Annotated in this window: 25 protein-coding genes and 1 tRNA gene; 15 read left to right on the top strand and 11 right to left on the bottom strand. The window is 71.2% G+C overall.

Annotated features, from left to right (window positions below; translation table 11 throughout):
- Positions 1-28: 28 nt before the first annotated feature.
- Genes ACN27B_RS08765 through ACN27B_RS08785 form a run of 5 tightly spaced genes read left to right on the top strand, consistent with a single transcriptional unit; the run spans position 29 to position 2472 of the window.
- Positions 29-805 (top strand): PIG-L deacetylase family protein, encoded by a 777-nt coding sequence (locus ACN27B_RS08765; protein ID WP_422744367.1) that lies wholly within the window; start codon positions 29-31, stop codon positions 803-805.
- Positions 806-814: 9 nt separating this feature from the next.
- Positions 815-1651: a hypothetical protein gene (locus ACN27B_RS08770; protein ID WP_422744369.1), complete on the top strand. Its 837-nt coding sequence runs from the start codon at positions 815-817 to the stop codon at positions 1649-1651.
- Between the two features lie 35 nt (positions 1652-1686).
- Positions 1687-1983 (top strand): hypothetical protein, encoded by a 297-nt coding sequence (locus tag ACN27B_RS08775; RefSeq protein ID WP_422744371.1) that lies wholly within the window; start codon positions 1687-1689, stop codon positions 1981-1983.
- A gap of 40 nt (positions 1984-2023) precedes the next feature.
- The gene (locus ACN27B_RS08780) at positions 2024-2167 is read left to right on the top strand and encodes a DUF7620 family protein (protein ID WP_422744373.1); all 144 of its coding nucleotides are present in this window, start codon (positions 2024-2026) and stop codon (positions 2165-2167) included.
- Positions 2164-2472 (top strand): putative phage holin, encoded by a 309-nt coding sequence (locus tag ACN27B_RS08785; RefSeq protein ID WP_422744375.1) that lies wholly within the window; start codon positions 2164-2166, stop codon positions 2470-2472. Before ACN27B_RS08780 ends, ACN27B_RS08785 begins: the two co-directional genes overlap by 4 nt.
- Here the strand turns inward: ACN27B_RS08785 and ACN27B_RS08790 are convergent.
- Positions 2469-2738 (bottom strand): hypothetical protein, encoded by a 270-nt coding sequence (locus ACN27B_RS08790; protein ID WP_422744377.1) that lies wholly within the window; start codon positions 2736-2738, stop codon positions 2469-2471. The genes ACN27B_RS08785 and ACN27B_RS08790 overlap by 4 nt on opposite strands.
- Positions 2739-2785: 47 nt before the next feature.
- Between ACN27B_RS08790 and ACN27B_RS08795 the strand changes: the two genes are divergently transcribed.
- Positions 2786-3145 (top strand): hypothetical protein, encoded by a 360-nt coding sequence (locus ACN27B_RS08795; protein ID WP_422744379.1) that lies wholly within the window; start codon positions 2786-2788, stop codon positions 3143-3145.
- Positions 3146-3216: 71 nt separating this feature from the next.
- On the opposite strand, the gene ACN27B_RS08800 is transcribed toward ACN27B_RS08795, so the two are convergent.
- From ACN27B_RS08800 to ACN27B_RS08815, 4 genes are read right to left on the bottom strand one after another with little or no spacing between them, the layout of a single operon-like run.
- A complete protein-coding gene (locus ACN27B_RS08800; protein WP_422744381.1) occupies positions 3217-3588 on the bottom strand; it encodes a hypothetical protein in 372 nt (123 codons plus the stop codon).
- Positions 3589-3641: 53 nt separating this feature from the next.
- A complete protein-coding gene (locus ACN27B_RS08805) occupies positions 3642-3983 on the bottom strand; it encodes a hypothetical protein (protein WP_422744383.1) in 342 nt (113 codons plus the stop codon).
- Positions 3980-4213, bottom strand: a complete 234-nt coding sequence (locus tag ACN27B_RS08810; RefSeq protein WP_422744385.1) for a hypothetical protein — start codon at positions 4211-4213, stop codon at positions 3980-3982. Before ACN27B_RS08810 ends, ACN27B_RS08805 begins: the two co-directional genes overlap by 4 nt.
- On the bottom strand, positions 4210-5253 hold the full coding sequence (locus ACN27B_RS08815) for an FtsK/SpoIIIE domain-containing protein (protein WP_422744387.1): 1044 nt from the start codon (positions 5251-5253) through the stop codon (positions 4210-4212). The genes ACN27B_RS08810 and ACN27B_RS08815 overlap by 4 nt, the downstream gene beginning before the upstream one ends.
- Here ACN27B_RS08815 and ACN27B_RS08820 point away from each other — a divergent pair.
- Positions 5252-5458 (top strand): hypothetical protein, encoded by a 207-nt coding sequence (locus ACN27B_RS08820; protein ID WP_422744389.1) that lies wholly within the window; start codon positions 5252-5254, stop codon positions 5456-5458. The two genes, ACN27B_RS08815 and ACN27B_RS08820, sit on opposite strands and share 2 nt — an antisense overlap.
- 315 nt (positions 5459-5773) lie before the next feature.
- Here the strand turns inward: ACN27B_RS08820 and ACN27B_RS08825 are convergent, their stop codons facing one another.
- Positions 5774-6727 (bottom strand): DUF2637 domain-containing protein, encoded by a 954-nt coding sequence (locus ACN27B_RS08825; RefSeq protein WP_422744391.1) that lies wholly within the window; start codon positions 6725-6727, stop codon positions 5774-5776.
- Positions 6691-6885, bottom strand: a complete 195-nt coding sequence (locus tag ACN27B_RS08830; protein ID WP_422744393.1) for a hypothetical protein — start codon at positions 6883-6885, stop codon at positions 6691-6693. Before ACN27B_RS08830 ends, ACN27B_RS08825 begins: the two co-directional genes overlap by 37 nt.
- Before the next feature lie 126 nt (positions 6886-7011).
- Here ACN27B_RS08830 and ACN27B_RS08835 point away from each other — a divergent pair, with 126 nt between their 5' ends.
- From ACN27B_RS08835 to ACN27B_RS08855, 5 genes are all read left to right on the top strand, one after another.
- Positions 7012-7542, top strand: coding sequence for a UTRA domain-containing protein (locus tag ACN27B_RS08835; RefSeq protein WP_422744395.1), 531 nt, complete (start codon positions 7012-7014; stop codon positions 7540-7542).
- Between the two features lies 1 nt (position 7543).
- Entirely contained in the window at positions 7544-8302 is a 759-nt protein-coding gene (locus ACN27B_RS08840; protein WP_422744397.1) for a GntR family transcriptional regulator, read from the top strand.
- Positions 8303-8340: 38 nt separating this feature from the next.
- Complete coding sequence (locus ACN27B_RS08845) at positions 8341-8658, top strand: GIY-YIG nuclease family protein (protein WP_422744399.1); 318 nt, start codon at positions 8341-8343, stop codon at positions 8656-8658.
- Positions 8659-8972: 314 nt separating this feature from the next.
- Complete coding sequence (locus ACN27B_RS08850) at positions 8973-10148, top strand: hypothetical protein (RefSeq protein ID WP_422744401.1); 1176 nt, start codon at positions 8973-8975, stop codon at positions 10146-10148.
- Between the two features lie 128 nt (positions 10149-10276).
- Positions 10277-10714 (top strand): hypothetical protein, encoded by a 438-nt coding sequence (locus tag ACN27B_RS08855; RefSeq protein WP_422744403.1) that lies wholly within the window; start codon positions 10277-10279, stop codon positions 10712-10714.
- Between the two features lie 82 nt (positions 10715-10796).
- On the opposite strand, the gene ACN27B_RS08860 is transcribed toward ACN27B_RS08855, so the two are convergent.
- Positions 10797-10883: transfer RNA gene (locus ACN27B_RS08860), tRNA-Ser, on the bottom strand.
- Between the two features lie 71 nt (positions 10884-10954).
- Between ACN27B_RS08860 and ACN27B_RS08865 the strand changes: the two genes are divergently transcribed.
- Positions 10955-11929: an NAD(P)H-quinone oxidoreductase gene (locus tag ACN27B_RS08865; RefSeq protein WP_422744405.1), complete on the top strand. Its 975-nt coding sequence runs from the start codon at positions 10955-10957 to the stop codon at positions 11927-11929.
- Positions 11930-11933: 4 nt separating this feature from the next.
- On the opposite strand, the gene soxR is transcribed toward ACN27B_RS08865, so the two are convergent.
- Entirely contained in the window at positions 11934-12377 is a 444-nt protein-coding gene (gene soxR / locus ACN27B_RS08870) for a redox-sensitive transcriptional activator SoxR (RefSeq protein WP_099163291.1), read from the bottom strand.
- A 46-nt stretch (positions 12378-12423) separates the two neighbouring features.
- On the opposite strand from soxR, the gene ACN27B_RS08875 reads away from it, so the two are divergent.
- Both ACN27B_RS08875 and ACN27B_RS08880 read left to right on the top strand, forming a co-directional pair.
- Positions 12424-13107 (top strand): transketolase, encoded by a 684-nt coding sequence (locus ACN27B_RS08875; protein WP_422744408.1) that lies wholly within the window; start codon positions 12424-12426, stop codon positions 13105-13107.
- 14 nt (positions 13108-13121) lie between these two features.
- Positions 13122-14006 (top strand): transketolase family protein, encoded by an 885-nt coding sequence (locus ACN27B_RS08880; protein ID WP_099164872.1) that lies wholly within the window; start codon positions 13122-13124, stop codon positions 14004-14006.
- A 67-nt stretch (positions 14007-14073) separates the two neighbouring features.
- Here the strand turns inward: ACN27B_RS08880 and ACN27B_RS08885 are convergent, their stop codons facing one another.
- Entirely contained in the window at positions 14074-14784 is a 711-nt protein-coding gene (locus ACN27B_RS08885; RefSeq protein ID WP_099163290.1) for a glycosyltransferase family 2 protein, read from the bottom strand.
- 79 nt (positions 14785-14863) lie between these two features.
- Complete coding sequence (locus ACN27B_RS08890; RefSeq protein WP_099163289.1) at positions 14864-15463, bottom strand: hypothetical protein; 600 nt, start codon at positions 15461-15463, stop codon at positions 14864-14866.
- Positions 15464-15496 lie beyond the last annotated feature (33 nt).

Below are 15496 nucleotides of genomic sequence, written 5' to 3' on the forward strand. Positions count from 1 at the left end.
TCTCACCTCTCTACGAAAGGCAGGCCCGATGGGTCGTCCTGTGATCTTCTGCGTCCCGCACCCCGACGACGAAACCCTGGGCGCGGGCGTCTCCATCGCCGAGCACGTCGCCGCCGGCCGGGACGTGCACGTGCTGCTGATGACGAAGGGCACCTCATCCGGCGCCATCGACAAAATCAACGGCAGTCTGTGGTCGCCGTGGTGGGGGGCCCCGCACAACCCGCCGGTGGAGGGCTACCAGCCGCTCGACGCGTACAGCCTGGGCGTGGCCCGGCTGCGGGAGATCCGCGCCGCCCTCGGCTGCCTCGGCGTGCCGGCCGACCGGATCCACTACGCCTGGGACCTGCTCGGCGAGGAGCCCCTCGACACGCAGGTCACCATCGCGCAGGCGAAGGCGGCCATCAAGGCGCTGCACGGCAAGGTGATGGCCGACAACCCGGACTCGGGGAACTGCGGCCTGTGGGCCCCCTCGCACACGGTGGACGACAACCCGGACCACCGGAACATCGGCCAGGCGTCGTGGGACCTGTACAAGGCCGATCCGGTGACGTGGGCGGACCGCCGCTACTGGGTGCTGCCGCCGTACTGGAACGACGCCCGCCTCAACCAGGTGCCGGGCCGGATGTGGGACTACCCGGCGGACGCGCAGACCGCCAACAGGGTGCGTAACGCGTGCCGGGCGTACGCGTCGTGGGCGCCGGCGGAGGGCTTGTACGCGTTCGGCTACCACTCGGTGGCGGACATGTTCGCGCTGATGGACGGCAGCACCAGCACCAACACCCCGAAGTGCCTCATCCACAAGTAGGAGGAGCTGGTGGCCACGACCGCACCGCAGACGCTGCTCGACGCCCGCCGGCTGCTGCTGGAGCACCTCGGCCGAGGCGGCCTTGAGTCCGTCGAAGTGGGCATCGTCGGAGACACCGCCCACCAGCGGCAAGGCGACTCCTACCACCTCGGCAGGCCGGAGCAGCGGTCGTACGGCTACTCGGTCAGCGAGTCCCCGCGGGACGCCGCCCTGACCGAGTTCGCCTGCGCGCTGGACATCGGCACCTTCTCGGTGCGTTCCGGCGGCGCCACGCACACGCTGCGGACGTTCTCCACCTGGCTGGTCGCCCAGTGCGCGGCCGGGACGGCGGACACCCGGGACATCCGGGAGGTCATCTACTCCCCGGACGGGCGGACGGTGCGGCGCTGGGACCGGCTCGGCAAGCGTTCGAGCGGCGACAGCAGCCACACCTTCCACACGCACATCAGCTTCCACCGGGACGCGATCCGCGCCGGCCGCGACCAAACCCCGGTGATCCGCCGCTACCTCACCACCATCGGACTCATCCAGGGAGACGACATGCCGCTCACCAAGGCCGACATACCGATCATCCGCGAGGCGTTGCACGGCTGCGAGATCGGCCGCTCCGGCGTCACCATGGGCGCCGTCCTCGACCTGATGCGCGGCATGCCGTCCCAGGTTGCCGCTGTGCGCGCCGACGTGGCCGGGCTGGCAGGTCGGGACCTGGTCGACGAGCAGCAGGTCGCCGTCCAGCTCGCCCCGCTGGTGCTCGCCGGCCTGTCGCCGGAGCGCATCGCCGCGGCGATCCCCGCCGAGCTGGCCCGGCAGGTCGCCGACGAACTCGCCGCCCGACTGGCGGACTGAGGCGACGATCGACAACTACATGACGGGGGCGGCGGATGGACCTGCTCGGCATACCGGGAGACGTACTCGCCGACCGAAGCGGCTGGGCAATCGCAGGGGTGTTCGTGCTCCTCATGGCCCTCGGACGCCTCATCCCACGGTCATCACACACTGACCGGGTCGACGACAAGAACTCCCAGATCGCTGACCTGAAAGAGACCATCAAGGTCAAGGATGAGCAGATCCGGGTAAGAGATGAGCAAGTAGCCAAGCTCCTGCCGAACACCGAACTCACGGTGCACCTGCTCCAGGAGCTGGCACGGGAGGCAGGCCGTCGTGATCTGGCGTCGTAAGCGCAGACCCGATTCCCGCGCGGTCGAGGAAGCACGCCGGATGCTCGAACGCGCCAAGGAGCAGCTGGAAGAGGCGCGCGCCGACGATGCGCCCGTCAACGAGGCCGCCCGGAAGCTGACTGAACTGCGCCGCCGCAACCACTTCGGGCCGATGATCACAGAAGCGTTGAGGGGGTCCCGGTGAGCAACCTGAACACGGCGCTCGCCGCGATCGGCGCCGCGGCGTGCTGGTACTTCGTGGTCGCGTTCTGGGTGACCACCGGCGGGGATTGGCGGCACAACCCGGGCGGCCGGCACGTCATGCAGTTCACCGCGAACCTGGGCCTGCTGATGTCCCTGATCGTCCTGGCGCGGGTGTGGCCGGACTACCCGGGTCGGGTGACGGTCACATTCGTGACGTTCGCCGCGCTGGTGGGCCAGGTCGTGTGGCGGTGCGTGCTGCTACACCGCGCCCAGCAGGCGCACCGCGAGCCTGCCGGCCGGCTTTAGTAGGCGTCGGGCCGGCGGACCCGCCACTGCCCGTCGAGGCCGCCGTCGGTGTAGATCCGCGCCAGCTCGGCCCGCGCATCCCGCTCGGCCTGGTCGCCGTCGAACACGGCCACCTGCGACGGCGCGCTGGCCGGCGAGTTCAACCTGATCTCCCACCGGCCGCTGCCGTCCCGGTGCTCGAACAACCTGACCAGCGCCAACGGCAGCCACGGGTCGTCAGGCCCGTACAACCAGCCCGCCTCGCGGAGCTGCGACATCCCAGCCACAACCGGCGACGCTACCCCGCGTCCCCGCCCGATTCCTAGGAGTCCTCGTGAAGCTGTTCGGTCGTGAGCCGGCCCTGGTCATCGGCGCCATCGGCGCCACGCTGACCGTGCTGGCCTCCCTCAACGTGCCCGGCATCGACGCCGGGGCCGCCGCCGCGATCACCGCGTTCGTGTCGGCGCTCATCATCGCCGTCACCACCCGGCCGGTCGCGCCGGCCCTGTTCACCGGTGTCGTCGCCGCCGGCGCCGCCCTGGTCGCGGAGTACGGCATGAACGTGCCCGACGGTGTCACGGGCGCCATCTCGGCGGCGGTGCTGGCCGGGTTCGCGCTGTTCGGGATCCGCCCGCAGGTGGAGCCGACCACCGGTAGCGCGGAGCCGGTCGGCGCGTACGAGCGCACCGCCTGACCTACCGCACGCTGCACAGACTGCGGCCCCCGCTGGAGCTTCGCGCTCCGGCGGGGGCCGCTTCTTTGTGCTCAGGCGGTGGCCAGGTACCGGCGGTGCACCAGACCCGAATCGCCGATCCCGTCGGCGTCGCTGTCGTCGATGGCCATCACGACCACGTTGCCGGTGACCCGCGGACCCTCCAGCGCCATCACCCGGGTCACGCCGGCCAGGAACTCCGCGTTGTGTCCGTCGGCGCGCTGCGGGTCCGGCAGCAGCCGGTACTCGCGTCCGGCAACGATCGGCCCGGCGGGGACCTGCTTGCCGGCCAGCGCCGCCGTGAGGTGCCGGGCGGCGGTGTGGTCGAGGGTCACGCTGCCGCTGGTGGTGAGGTGGATGAGGTCGTCGCCCTGGTCGACGGCGATGATGTTGCCGTCCGGGTCGGTGTAGCTGTACAGCTGCATGCCTTTTCTCCTATCGGGGGGTCAGTTCCTGCGAATGAGCGCTGTCCTGAGGGCTACCAGTCCCGGCCGTCCACCACCCCCACCACCTTCGGATCCGTCGCCTTCCGCGCCGCACACCACAAACCGTGCAGCTCATGCGCAGCCAGGCTCCGGTCAGCCTGAAACCGGCACATCGCCTCATACGCGGCCTCGTACACGTCCAAGTCCACGTCCAACACCAACGTGCCACCCGACACCACGGCCCCGCGATTGTTCACCACCAGCCACTGCCACAACCGGCCCGGACGACCCTCACCAGTCACCAGCGGCTTCCAGTCCGACGGCAACGGGAACTGCTCGAAGAAGCTAGGACGACCCCGGTACGTCGCCCACCGCCACACCACCAGCGGACTCACCGGACCGCCATCCACACACCAGCCGTGAACACCAGCGCGAACAGCAGACCGAACCCGGCCGCCAACTTCAGCACAATCGCCCACTGCTCAACGACCCGCCTGAACAGCCCCTTGATGGCCTTCTTCGTGGCCATCAGATCCCGGTAGGCGCGCTGGGCACGCGCGTACGCCTTCCCCACCGGCCAGGCCAACGCCGCCCCGACCAGCATCCCGATCACCAGCCCGGTCACGACTGCACCTCCACATCCCGCCGCCGGAACCGCTCCGTGTCCGCCTTCATCCGCCGCACCACCCGGCGCCGCTCCGCGTCCGTCGGATACGCCGCCCGGTACTTCCGGATCCCGGTCTCCGTCGCGAAGAACCCGATCCCCGCCGTCTCCTCCGTCTTCGGCAGCTCGTGCGCCGGATACAACTTCGACGACCCCGGCCCGAGGATCGTGTTGACGATCTCGTCGGAGGTCACCCGCAGACAGGTGACGTAGCCGAACAGGTCCCGCACGTCACCGATCGTCGACTTCTGCGACAGCTGCGAGCAGGCCAGCACACCGAACCCCGCCGCCCGGGCCGTCGACAGGAACACCAGGAACGCGTCCGACGCCTTCACCTGCGACCCGTCGATCCGCACCTTCGCCGAGCTGGTCGACATCGCCAGCACCGTCAACAGTTCGTCGATGACCATCAGGTCGAGCGGGTTCTCCCAGGTGAACGGGTTCTTCCGCAGCCCCGCCTTGCGGAGCATCGCCTGCCGGACCTCCATCGCCCGGATGGCGTGCTCCAGGAACTGCGGCCACTTCGTGGGGTTCCGCTCGTAGTAGTAGGCGGAGTCCTCCAGCTCGCCGAACTCCTGCCCGCCCTTCGGGTCGAACACCCGCACCCGGTGCGGGATCCCCGCCTCCTGCAACCCGTGCAGGGTCGCCCACACCTCGGACGACTTCCCGGCGCCCTGCATGCCGACGATCAGGTTCGGTAGGCGCATGTCCTTCTCGATCGCCTGGCCGTCCTCGTCCAGACCGACGACCACGGACAGACGCTTCGTCGGGGCGGGGAGGCCGGCGAGACGGATGATTCGGCGGAAAGGATCATCGAAGGTGAGTGTCCAGAGGTGGAAGCCACCTCCGGTGTCGGTCACCTTCACGTCCCGGCAACCGAACCCCGAACGCAGCTTGTCGGCCTTGCCGCGCACGTCCGCCGCCGACAGGCTCACGCCGCCGGCGTACACCTTGATGGTGACGCCGAGCGGAGTCGCCCGGACCCGCACGCGCTTCGGCATGCGCTTCACGGTGGACCCCTCGGCGGGCTGCTTCGCCCATCCACAGTCGGTCATCACCATCACCCAGCGTCGCCGGATCCTCTTCTGCCGCTTCCGGAATTTGGCAGACGTGTGTAGGATCGCGAGCGACTGCCGGCGCTCGCGCCCTCCCCAGTACGCCGATCCCATCGCCGCGCAGGACCCGACGACCCCGAGCGTGATGTGACCAACCGTCACGGGGGTTGCAGCCGCGAGAGTCACCGCGGCGCCGGCCGAGGCCCACGGGTGGCGGACGACCCGCCCGGCGACCCACCAGCCCACACCGGCAGCTTGATCACCGGCACGGACCAGCCGCCGCCCTACGCGGGCGGCGGTTTTGTTGTGCCGGGACGCGCGGCGCCCGGTGGGGGGTGGGGGTGCGGGGGTAGGGGGCGAGGCCCCGAGGTGGACCGCTGTCATGATGTGGGTTCCTCCCTGATGGGGTTGGAGGCGGTGCCCGGCCCGGCTGTAGGAGGTGGGACCGGGCACCGCGGCTTGTGGGTCAGGCACTGATCTGGTCCAGCTCGGCGGGCGAGTCCGGAACGTGGACCGGACCACCCTGCGACTCGCGCTGCTTCCGGTAGATGCGGACCGCCTCCGTCGCGTCGGCCTTCCGCCACCCGTACCGGTTCACCACCCGACTCACCGACTCCGGACCGTCCTGGTCAGCGGGGTGGTCCACCCACAGCTGGTCCACCATCGCCAGCACCCGCGGCGCGGGCTCACGCTGCGGCGTGGACCGGGTGGAACGGACGGCACGCTTCGGGGCGGTGGACCGCTTCGCCGGGATGTGGACCGGCGGCGTGTGGACCGGCGGCGTGTGGACCGGGGCCGGCTCGGTGTGGACCGGCTCGGCGTGGACCGGGGTGGACCACTGCCACGGGTCCACCGGCTCGGGGTCCACCACCAACGGCTCCGGGACGACATGGACCTCAGCCGGCTGGTCCACTGCGGCGGTCCGCTGCGCGGGACCCGAGCCGCCGAACACGCTGGCCGCCTCGACGAGCGTCACCAACAGGTGCACCGACAGCGCAAGCATCACCGCCGGGATCGCCGACACCGCGAACCGGACCTCCCGCTCCTCGATGACGAGCGCGGCCCCGGCCGGCGGGATGGCGTGCAGACCGTTGCAGGCGATCGAGATGGCCGCACCGACGAGGACGACTGCCCACGGGTACCACTCGGTCTTGCCGGTCAGCCGGCGCAGCACCACCGCAGCGATCGTCGCCACGGCCATCGCCCCGTCCACAGAGACCGGCAGGAGCCACGCCCACTCGGTGCGGATGCGTGAGGCGATGCCAACCGCGCGGATCGCGTCGTAAGAGAGCGCGAAGCCAGCGACGGTGACGGCGATCGTTCCAGCGGACGCGACGACGCCAGCGAGAACGCCGAAGGCGATCGTTCGGATCTTCGGCCAATTCACCGGTCCACCTCCACCGAGTCGATCAAGTCGCATCGGCCGAGGTCGTCGCACCGCCACACCAGCACCGAATCGGCGCCGACGCTCAGGGCGTGCTGTCGGGCCAGCTCCACCGCCTCGGTGTCGTCGGCGGCGGTGAACCGCCAGACACCGCGGTGGGTGCCGCGCTCGTAGATGTCGGCCTTGAAGTCCATGGCGGCAACCATACGTCTATACCAGGCTAGGTAGCAAGGACGTGTACAGTGCGACATGCGAAGGACTTGCGCCATAAGGCAGTAAGGTTCAGCGAAAGATCAGCCCAGCCGAAGGAGCGCCGGATCATGGGACAGCCGAGGTGGACGACCACCTCCGACCAGTACCTCACCCCGACCGCCGGCGACGCCTGGGCGAACGAAGCCGCCGAGACCGGCCAGCGGGGAAGCCAGCGCATCCTCGACGCCCGAACCGAGCCGGCACTAGCCGACATCACCGCGCACCTCGGCGCCGAGCCGGGCACCGAGGTTGTTCTGCGTCGGCGACTCATCCTCGCCGACGACTGGCCCGTCGAGATCGCCACCTCGTACTGGCTGGCCAGCCTCGCCGGGCTGACCGCCCTCGCGCAGCCCGCGAAGATCCCCGGCGGAACACCCCGCTACCTGGCCGAGCTGGGCTACGAGCCGGCCGAGGTGCGCGAAGACGTCACCACCCGCTGGGCCACCCCCTACGAGCAGACCACCATGGCGATGGAGAAGCCCGAGCCCGTGCTCAAGCTGACCCGCATCCTGCTCGACCACACCGGCCAGCCCTACCAGGTCGACGTCAACGTCATGCGCGCCGGCCGCCACATCCGCTACGTCCGCAAGGCAGGCTGACATGCCCACCCCGCGCGACCCACGACCCCGCTCCCACCAGATCGCCGCCGAACTCCGCGCGCAGATCATGGCCGGAGACCTCGCGCCCAAGGCGAAGCTGCCGTCAACCGCCGAGCTGATGAGGCGCTACGACACCTTCGGCGCCACCATCCAGAACGCGTTGAACATCCTCAAGGCCGAGGGCTACCTCGAAGGCAAGCCCGGCAAGGGCGTGTACGTCCGCGACACCCAGCAGCAGACCATCACCCCCGCCGACTACGCCCGCCCCTACACCCCCGGCGAGCCCTACGCGTGGATCACCGCCGCAGCCGAACACGGCCGCCGCGGCTCCTACCGACTCCTCGATGTCGGCGAAGTTCCCGCGCCCGTGCAGGTCGCCCACGCGTTCAACCTCGAACCCGGCACCCCGGTGTTGCGCCGGCAGCTGGTCGGCTCCATTGACGACGAACCGGTCGAGCTGGTGTGCACCTTCTACCCCCTCGACCTGGCCGCCGGCACCGCCCTCACCGGGAAGCGGCTCATCAAGGGCGGCTCACCGGCGGTGCTCGCCGAGCTGGGCGTGGAGCCTGTGACGTTCGAGGACGTCATCTCGACCCGGCCGCCGACGTCGGAGGAGTTCGTGGCGTTGGAGCTGCCGACGGAGGTGCCGATCCTGCGCACGTTCCGGGTGGCGGTCGCGGCGTCGGGGCGGCCGGTGGAGTGTCAGCTGATGGTGAAGGCGGGGCACCGGCACGAGGTGCGTTACCGCTGGCCGTCCTGAACTTGCCCGATCCGGTTATCTCGTCAAGAGGAGATGCAGTGAAGCTGCACGAAGAGACCATGCGCCTCAACGACATCGCCGAGCCGACGATCCATGAGCAGATCCACCTTCCGCACTGGACCGAGGCCGAGGCGGTGCTGTACCGCTTCTTCGACGACCGCGGCATGCTGCTTTACGTCGGCGTCACGGGAGCGCTGAAGACCCGCATGCAGAGCCACAGCCGCGGCCGGTGGTGGGACCACGTCGACCACAGTCGTACGAAGTTGGAGTGGCACTGGACGCGTGAGGGAGCGCTGCGCGCCGAGCGGGCAGCGATCCAGGCGGAAAAGCCGATCTGGAACATCCGCCCCTGGTAGCCGCTTGCCCGGGATCTACTCAACGCCCGAAGACGATCTACTCAGACGATCTGGCGGATGGTGCGAAACCAACCCGCGAGTAGCTGCCACAAAAACGGACACATCAACCGCGATCATGCTGACCGTACGGACACGCGCGATCACCAGAGGGTGCGAATCCCGCCCACCTATACGACGATGTACAGCTCACGGCCAGGCACGCGACACTCCTTGCCTGACGACAACCACGGTGGCGAGTTGAGCAGCCAGCCCGCCACCCACAGAAGTCCCGTGAGTCGGACGACGGAGATCACCACCGGGGGGAGGTGAGCCACATGCGCCGCAGCATCCACCGCGTCATCCTGATCGCCGGCCTCGGCGCCGGCGCCACCCTCGGCGTGCTCGCCCTCACCGACGACCCCGCCCGAGCGGACGACAAGCCGGCGGCCGTGGCCGAGCGCCCGGGGGGTGCGCTCGACCGCGGCCTGCCCGGACGGCCGGTGAAGAAGTTGCTCGACGCGGTCACCGACGTGGTGCCGGTGAAGGTGGACTCGAAGCCGGACGAGCCGGCCGACGAGCCCAAGCCGCCGGCGCCGAAGCCCGACCCGGAGCCGACCCGCGAACCCGAGCCCAAGCCGGAACCCACCCGCGACCCGGAGCCGGAGCCGACCAAGCCCGCCGAGCCGACCGCGGACCCGGAGCCGACCGCCGAGCCAACGCAGCCCGCCGAGGACCGCGACACCGACCAGACGTCCGAGCCGGAGCCCACCGAGGCCGCGCCGACACCCGAACCCACCCAGACGACCGCGCCCCTGTGCGACGTGCCGCTCGTCGACGGCGTCTGCCAGGCCGTCGAAGACGTCGTCGAGGTGGTCGACGAAGTCGTCCCCCCGGTTGAGGTCGACGTGCCCCCGGTCGTCGTGGACGTGCCCCCGCTGGTGGTCGACGTGCCGCCCATCGTCGTGGACGTCCCCCCGGTCGTCGTCACCCTCCCCGCCACCGACCCGGCCCCACTGCCCGACGCCGACGCCACCCCGCAGCCGACCACCACCCCGGCGCCGGTCGTGACCGCCCCCGGCAGCCTGCCCGTGCCCATCGGCCCCCAAGCCGCCGAAGCCACCACCACCGCGGTGGCCACCGTCGGCGAGCTACCCGCCGCGGCTCTCGAAGACCTGCCGCCACCCGACTGCGCCGAACCCGCCGACCAGACCACCGCCGGGCACGTCGACTACCGCACCGTGCTGGAACGCCACCGGCTCACCAAACGGGGCATGCGCGTCGGCACCCGCTCCGCGCCCGGCTGCCCGAAACCCGGCCAGCCCGACGGCGGCAAGAGCTGCACCGACGCCACCACCACCAGCGGCGGCAACGGCGGTCAGCAGCACGGGCAGCCCCTCGGCGACATCACCGCCATGCTCGCGCAGCCCACCCTCGACCAGCTGCGCCACGCCCGCCCGCGCTCGCAGATCCCGCCGTCACGGCACACCAGCATCGAGCCCGGCCCCGCCTGAGCCCGCCCCCGCCCACCGCGCGAACAAGTGGGCACGTGCCGGCTATGCCGGCAGGAGGCAGGGCGGACCGCGAACGAACCCGCCTCCGATCCCGTCCCAGGTCAAAGACGATCGGAGCTGAACAGACCGTGTACCACCAAGCGAAACGGCCGACAGCCGTCCTCTGGTCCATCGCCGGCGGAGTCTGCGCCCTCGGCGGCGTCTCGGTTGTCGCCCGCGCCCTCGACACCTACACCCACTTCACCCTGCGCGAGCCATTCGACAGCCTCTCGTTCGCGCTCGCCCTGATCTGCTGGTTCACCGGCCCCGCCATGGTGGGGTGGCTGCGCGCCCTGACCTACAAGCAGCAGGCAGCGGAGATGGCACACGAGAACCGGCTGCTGCGGGAGGACCGGCGACGCATCGACCAGCTCGCCGAAGCGATCCAGCGGGTCGACCAGCAGGCCGAGATCAACACGGTGCTTCTGCGCAAGGTGATGAAGACGCTCGAAGAGCAGCAGATCCCCGTGGGGGACACCCAGCCCATCGGCCGGCTTCACTCCATCAACGGCGGGGGTGGCGCCTGACTCCCCCCACCATCCCCCCATCAACGTTCAGCCCCGGCCTGAAAGCCGGGGCTGAGCTGCGTAAACGGGGCTTTGGTGATCGCGGAGGGTGTGGGATTCGAACCCACGAAGACATCGCTGCCTTACCGGTTTTCAAGACCAGCGCCATCGGCCACTAGGCGAACCCTCCCGACGTGCTCCCCGAGGGGAACCCGACCGCGCATAGTCTGCCACGAACCCGGGATCGGGTAAGACTGAGCCATGCGCGCGATCACGATCACCGAACCCGGCGGACCCGAGGCCCTCGTCTGGACGGAGGTGCCCGACCCCGAGCCCGGCCCCGGCGAGGTCGTCGTCGAGGTGCGGGCCAGCGCGGTCAACCGGGCCGACCTGCTCCAGCGGCAGGGCCACTACCCGCCGCCGCCGGGCGCGCCCGCGTACCCCGGGTTGGAGTGCTCGGGGACGGTCCGCGCGCTCGGTCCCGGCGTGACCGGCTGGTCGGTGGGCCAGGAGGTCTGCGCGCTGCTGGCCGGCGGCGGATACGCCGAGCAGGTCGCCGTGCCGGCCGGGCAGCTGCTGCCGGTGCCGGCCGGGGTGGACCTGGTCGACGCCGCCGCCCTGCCGGAGGTGGCCTGCACGGTCTGGTCGAACGTGGTCGACCTGGCCCGGTTGGCCGAGGGCGACACGCTGCTGGTGCACGGCGGCGGCAGCGGGATCGGCACGTTCGCGATCCAGCTCGGGGTGGCGCTGGGCGCGACGGTGGTGGTGACCGCCCGGTCGGCCAAGCACGACCGGCTGCGCGAGCTGGGGGCCGCGCACACGATCGACTACCGCGAGCAGGACTTCGTCGAGGAGGTACGCCGGGTCACCGACGGGCGCGGCGCGGACGTGGTCCTCGACATCATGGGCGCGTCCTACCTGCCCCGGAACGTGGCGGCGCTGGCGACCGGCGGGCGGCTCGTGGTGATCGGCATGCAGGGTGGCCGCAAGGGCGAACTCGACCTGGGGATGCTGCTGGCCAAGCGCGGCTCGGTGCACGCCACCGCGCTGCGGTCCCGTCCGGTGGCGGAGAAGGCGGCGATCACGCGCGGCGTCCGCGAGCAGGTGTGGCCGCTGGTGGAGGCCGGTCGGGTGCGCCCGGTGGTGCACGCCCGGGTGCGGATGGCGGACGCCGCCGACGCGCACCGGCTGGTGGAGACCAACGACCACCTCGGCAAGGTGCTGCTGGTGCGGTGACGCCTCAATCCCGGGGGAGCACCAGGCGGGCGCCCGGGCCCTCGGCGGCGAGCGAGTCGCCGGGGTTGTAGAGCGTGCAGCGCTGCAACGACAGGCAGCCGCAGCCGATGCAGCCGTCCAGGTCGTCGCGGAGCTTGCCGAGCAGCCGGATCCGTTCGTCCAGCCGGTCCCGCCAGGCTCGGGAGAGCGCGGCCCAGTCGTCCGGGGTGGGCGTACGCCCGGAGGGCAGCGAGTCCAGCGCCTCCCGGATCTCGTCCAACGAGACGCCGACCTGCTGGGAGATCCGGACGAAGGCCACCCGGCGCAGCTCCGTGCGGGCGTAACGACGCTGGTTGCCGCCGGTACGGGCGGCGCGGATCAGGCCCAGCCGTTCGTAGTAGCGCAGCGCGGAGGGCGCCACGCCGCTCCGCTCGGCGAGCTGGCCGATGGTCAGGGTTGCCTCATGCATCACAGGGCCTTGAGTTGAAGTTCGCTTCAGGTCCGAGGCTATCCGTATGACGACGACCACCGCCACCGAGCTGGCCGCGCTGCTGGACCGGGTCCGCGCCGGCCGCGAGTTCGGCCCGAACGTGTACTCGACGCTGGACGTGCTCCAGGTGCTCTACGACCGGGTGCTCCGGATCACCCCGGCCACCGTGGACGACCCCGACCGGGACCGGTTCCTGCTCTCCAAGGGGCACGCGGTCGCCGGCTACTACGCGCTGCTCGCCGCCCGCGGCTTCGTACCGGTCGAGTGGCTCGACGACCAGGGCGGCCCGGCGAGCCGGCTCGGCGACCATCCGGACCGCACCCTCGTGCCGGGGGTCGAGATCGGATCCGGCTCGCTCGGTCACGGCCTCGGGTTGGGCGTCGGCACCGCGCTCGGCCTGCGGGCCCAGGGACGGACCGGCCCCCGGGTGTACGTGCTGCTCGGCGACGCCGAACTGGACGAGGGATCCAACCACGAGGCGATCGCGTACGCCGGGGCGACGGGCCTGGCCGACCTGACCGCGATCGTGGTGGACAACCACTCGGCCACCCACGGCTGGCCGGGCGGCGTGGCGAGCCGGTTCACCGTGCACGGGTGGAGCGCCGCCACCGTCGACGGGCGCGACCACGACGCCCTGCACCGTGCCCTCATCGGACACGACCACCACCGGCCGCACGTCGTCGTCGCGGTCGTCGACAACGGGGAGTGACCATGACCACGACCATGCGCGAGGAGTTCGTCAACACGGCCGAGGAGGTGCTCGCCGACCCCCGGAGCGTGATCGTGCTCGCCGACATCTCCGCCGCCGCCTTCGAGCCGGCCGCCGCCCGCTACCCGGACCGGGTGGTCAACGTCGGCATCCGGGAACAGCTCATGATCGGCGTGGCCGGTGGACTGGCGTTGACCGGGCAGCGGCCGATCGTGCACAGCTACGCCCCGTTCCTCGTCGAACGCGCCTACGAGCAGATCAAGCTCGACCTCGGCCACCAGGGGGTGGGCGCGGTGCTGGTGGGCATCGGCGCCTCCTACGACCGGGCGGCGTCCGGACGCACCCACCTCGGACCGGCCGACGTGGCCCTGGTCGACACGCTCGACGGCTGGACCGTGCACGTGCCGGGCCACCCGGACGAGGTGCGACCGCTGCTGCGCGCGGCGGTGTGCGGGGCGGGTTCGGCGTACCTGCGGTTGTCCACCCGGAGCAACGCGACCGCGTACCCGGAGGCGGGTGAGCTGCGGGTCGTCCGGGACGCCGGACCGGGCGCGCCGCTGCTGGTGGCGGTCGGGCCGACGCTGGACGCGGCGCTGGAGGCGGTGGCCGCCCGGCCGGTCACGGTGGCCTACACCCACCGGCCCCGGCCGTTCGACACCGCCGGGCTGCGGGCGCTGGCCGGCGCCGAGGTGATCCTGGTCGAGCCGTACCTGGCCGGCACCTCGACCCGGGTGGTGAGCGAGGCACTGGCCGACCGGCCGCACCGGCTGCTCGCCCTCGGCGTCGGCCGGGCGGACCTGCGCCGCTACGGCGGGCCGGAGGACCACGACCGCTGGCACGGACTGGACGCCGCCGGGCTGCGCCGCTCGGTCGACGCGTTCCTCGGACCCACCGCATGAACCCGGACACGACAGGACCCCGCGACCCCGGCCGACGCCGGGATGCGGGGTCCTCGTGTCGTTCGGGTCAGCGCGCGGCGGCGGGGCCGACCGGGCGGCGCCGGGCGCGCTCGCGGGCCAGGATCCAGATCGCCTCGACGCCGTCCTTCCAGGTGATCTTCTTGCCCTCCTCGCGGCCCCGGGCCCGGTAGCTGATCGGCACCTCGTAGGGGCGGATCCGCTGGCGGAGCAGCTTGCCGGTGACCTCGGCCTCCATGCCGAAGCCGCGCGAGCGCACCTGGAGCGAGCGGTAGAGCTCCAGCGGCATCAGCTTGAAGCAGGTCTCCAGGTCGCCGATGTACGAGTTGTAGAGCACGTTGGCCGCCAACGTGACGCCCTTGTTGCCCATCACGTACCAGAAGCTGTAGGAGCTGTGGCTGCCGAAGGTGCGATTGCCGTAGACCACGGTGGCCCGGCCGTCGAGCACCGGCTCCAGCAGGCGCGGGATGTCCTGCGGGTCGTACTCCAGGTCGGCGTCGAGGATGACCATGTACTCACCCTCGGCGTTGTCCACGGCGGTCTTGATGGCCGCGCCCTTGCCGGCGTTACGCGGGTGGGTGATCACCCGCAGGCGGACGTCGTCCACCCGGCCGAGCACCTCGCCGGTGCCGTCCCGGCTGCCGTCGTCCACGACGACCAGCTCGATCTCGCAGGGGTAGTCCACCGCCAACGCCTGCTTGAGGGCGTCCGCGATGCGTTCTTCCTCGTTGTAGACCGGCATGAGGATCGAGAGCTTCACGGGTTCTCCACAAAGGCGGCGGCAGGTCGGGGCATAGCCTAGCCTGGTAAATCCCTGAGGTCACCCACAGCCCGCCCGGTCAGCCCTGCTTGGCCGGAACGACGACCAGTCGGGCCACTCCGCCGTCACCCTGCGTGGCCCCGGCTACGCCCACCGTGGTGCCGATCTTGATATCACTCGACCGAACGGTGGAACGGCGCTCCACCACCCGCAGCTTCTCGTCGTACGTCCAGGTCTTCGTGAAGCCGTCGGTGGACTTCACGGTCATCGAACGGTCATCGATGGCGGTGACCTCCCCCCGCTGCACCGCGACGGTCTTCGTGCCCTCCTTGGTCTGCACCACGACCTCGCCGTGCAGGGTGTTCTTGCGCAGCAGCACCCGGGCGCGGTGTCGCTTGCGCCACTCCTGCGCCCCGGCCTTGCGGTCCGGTCGGGCCTGCTCGTCCGGCGTGCCGGAGGCGGACGGAGCGGGCGCGGCGACCGGGTCGACGTCCAGGTCGGCGGCGTCCACCCCGAGCGCGGCGAGCGCCTGGCCGTCCGCGCCCATCGCGGCGGCCACCTCGACCGCGGTCTCCCGGACCGGCTCGGCGCCGACCCGGCCCGCGCCGCACCCGGACAGGCCGAGCGCCGCGGCGGCGAGCAGCGCGGTGGCGCCGGTGACGATTCGCTGGCGTGCCATCTGTGTTCCTCTCGTCGGTGGTGACGTCAGCGT

Source organism: Micromonospora sp. WMMD754 (assembly GCF_049315235.1).
In the GTDB taxonomy this organism is placed as follows: Bacteria; Actinomycetota; Actinomycetes; order Mycobacteriales; family Micromonosporaceae; genus Micromonospora; species Micromonospora sediminicola.

Excerpts from the sequence above, each read along its gene's own strand:
- ACN27B_RS08820 (WP_422744389.1), top strand. The coding sequence starts at position 5,252 with ATGCGCTTCACGGTGGACCCCTCGGCGGGCTGCTTCGCCCATCCACAG.
- ACN27B_RS08815 (WP_422744387.1), bottom strand. The coding sequence starts at position 5,253 with ATGCCGAAGCGCGTGCGGGTCCGGGCGACTCCGCTCGGCGTCACCATC.
- ACN27B_RS08835 (WP_422744395.1), top strand. The coding sequence starts at position 7,012 with ATGGGACAGCCGAGGTGGACGACCACCTCCGACCAGTACCTCACCCCG.
- ACN27B_RS08890 (WP_099163289.1), bottom strand. The coding sequence starts at position 15,463 with ATGGCACGCCAGCGAATCGTCACCGGCGCCACCGCGCTGCTCGCCGCC.
- ACN27B_RS08840 (WP_422744397.1), top strand. The coding sequence starts at position 7,544 with ATGCCCACCCCGCGCGACCCACGACCCCGCTCCCACCAGATCGCCGCC.
- ACN27B_RS08825 (WP_422744391.1), bottom strand. The coding sequence starts at position 6,727 with ATGCGACTTGATCGACTCGGTGGAGGTGGACCGGTGAATTGGCCGAAG.
- soxR (WP_099163291.1), bottom strand. The coding sequence starts at position 12,377 with ATGCATGAGGCAACCCTGACCATCGGCCAGCTCGCCGAGCGGAGCGGC.
- ACN27B_RS08875 (WP_422744408.1), top strand. The coding sequence starts at position 12,424 with ATGACGACGACCACCGCCACCGAGCTGGCCGCGCTGCTGGACCGGGTC.
- ACN27B_RS08850 (WP_422744401.1), top strand. The coding sequence starts at position 8,973 with ATGCGCCGCAGCATCCACCGCGTCATCCTGATCGCCGGCCTCGGCGCC.
- ACN27B_RS08775 (WP_422744371.1), top strand. The coding sequence starts at position 1,687 with ATGGACCTGCTCGGCATACCGGGAGACGTACTCGCCGACCGAAGCGGC.
- ACN27B_RS08765 (WP_422744367.1), top strand. The coding sequence starts at position 29 with ATGGGTCGTCCTGTGATCTTCTGCGTCCCGCACCCCGACGACGAAACC.
- ACN27B_RS08830 (WP_422744393.1), bottom strand. The coding sequence starts at position 6,885 with ATGGACTTCAAGGCCGACATCTACGAGCGCGGCACCCACCGCGGTGTC.
- ACN27B_RS08780 (WP_422744373.1), top strand. The coding sequence starts at position 2,024 with ATGCTCGAACGCGCCAAGGAGCAGCTGGAAGAGGCGCGCGCCGACGAT.
- ACN27B_RS08865 (WP_422744405.1), top strand. The coding sequence starts at position 10,955 with ATGCGCGCGATCACGATCACCGAACCCGGCGGACCCGAGGCCCTCGTC.
- ACN27B_RS08880 (WP_099164872.1), top strand. The coding sequence starts at position 13,122 with ATGCGCGAGGAGTTCGTCAACACGGCCGAGGAGGTGCTCGCCGACCCC.
- ACN27B_RS08800 (WP_422744381.1), bottom strand. The coding sequence starts at position 3,588 with ATGCAGCTGTACAGCTACACCGACCCGGACGGCAACATCATCGCCGTC.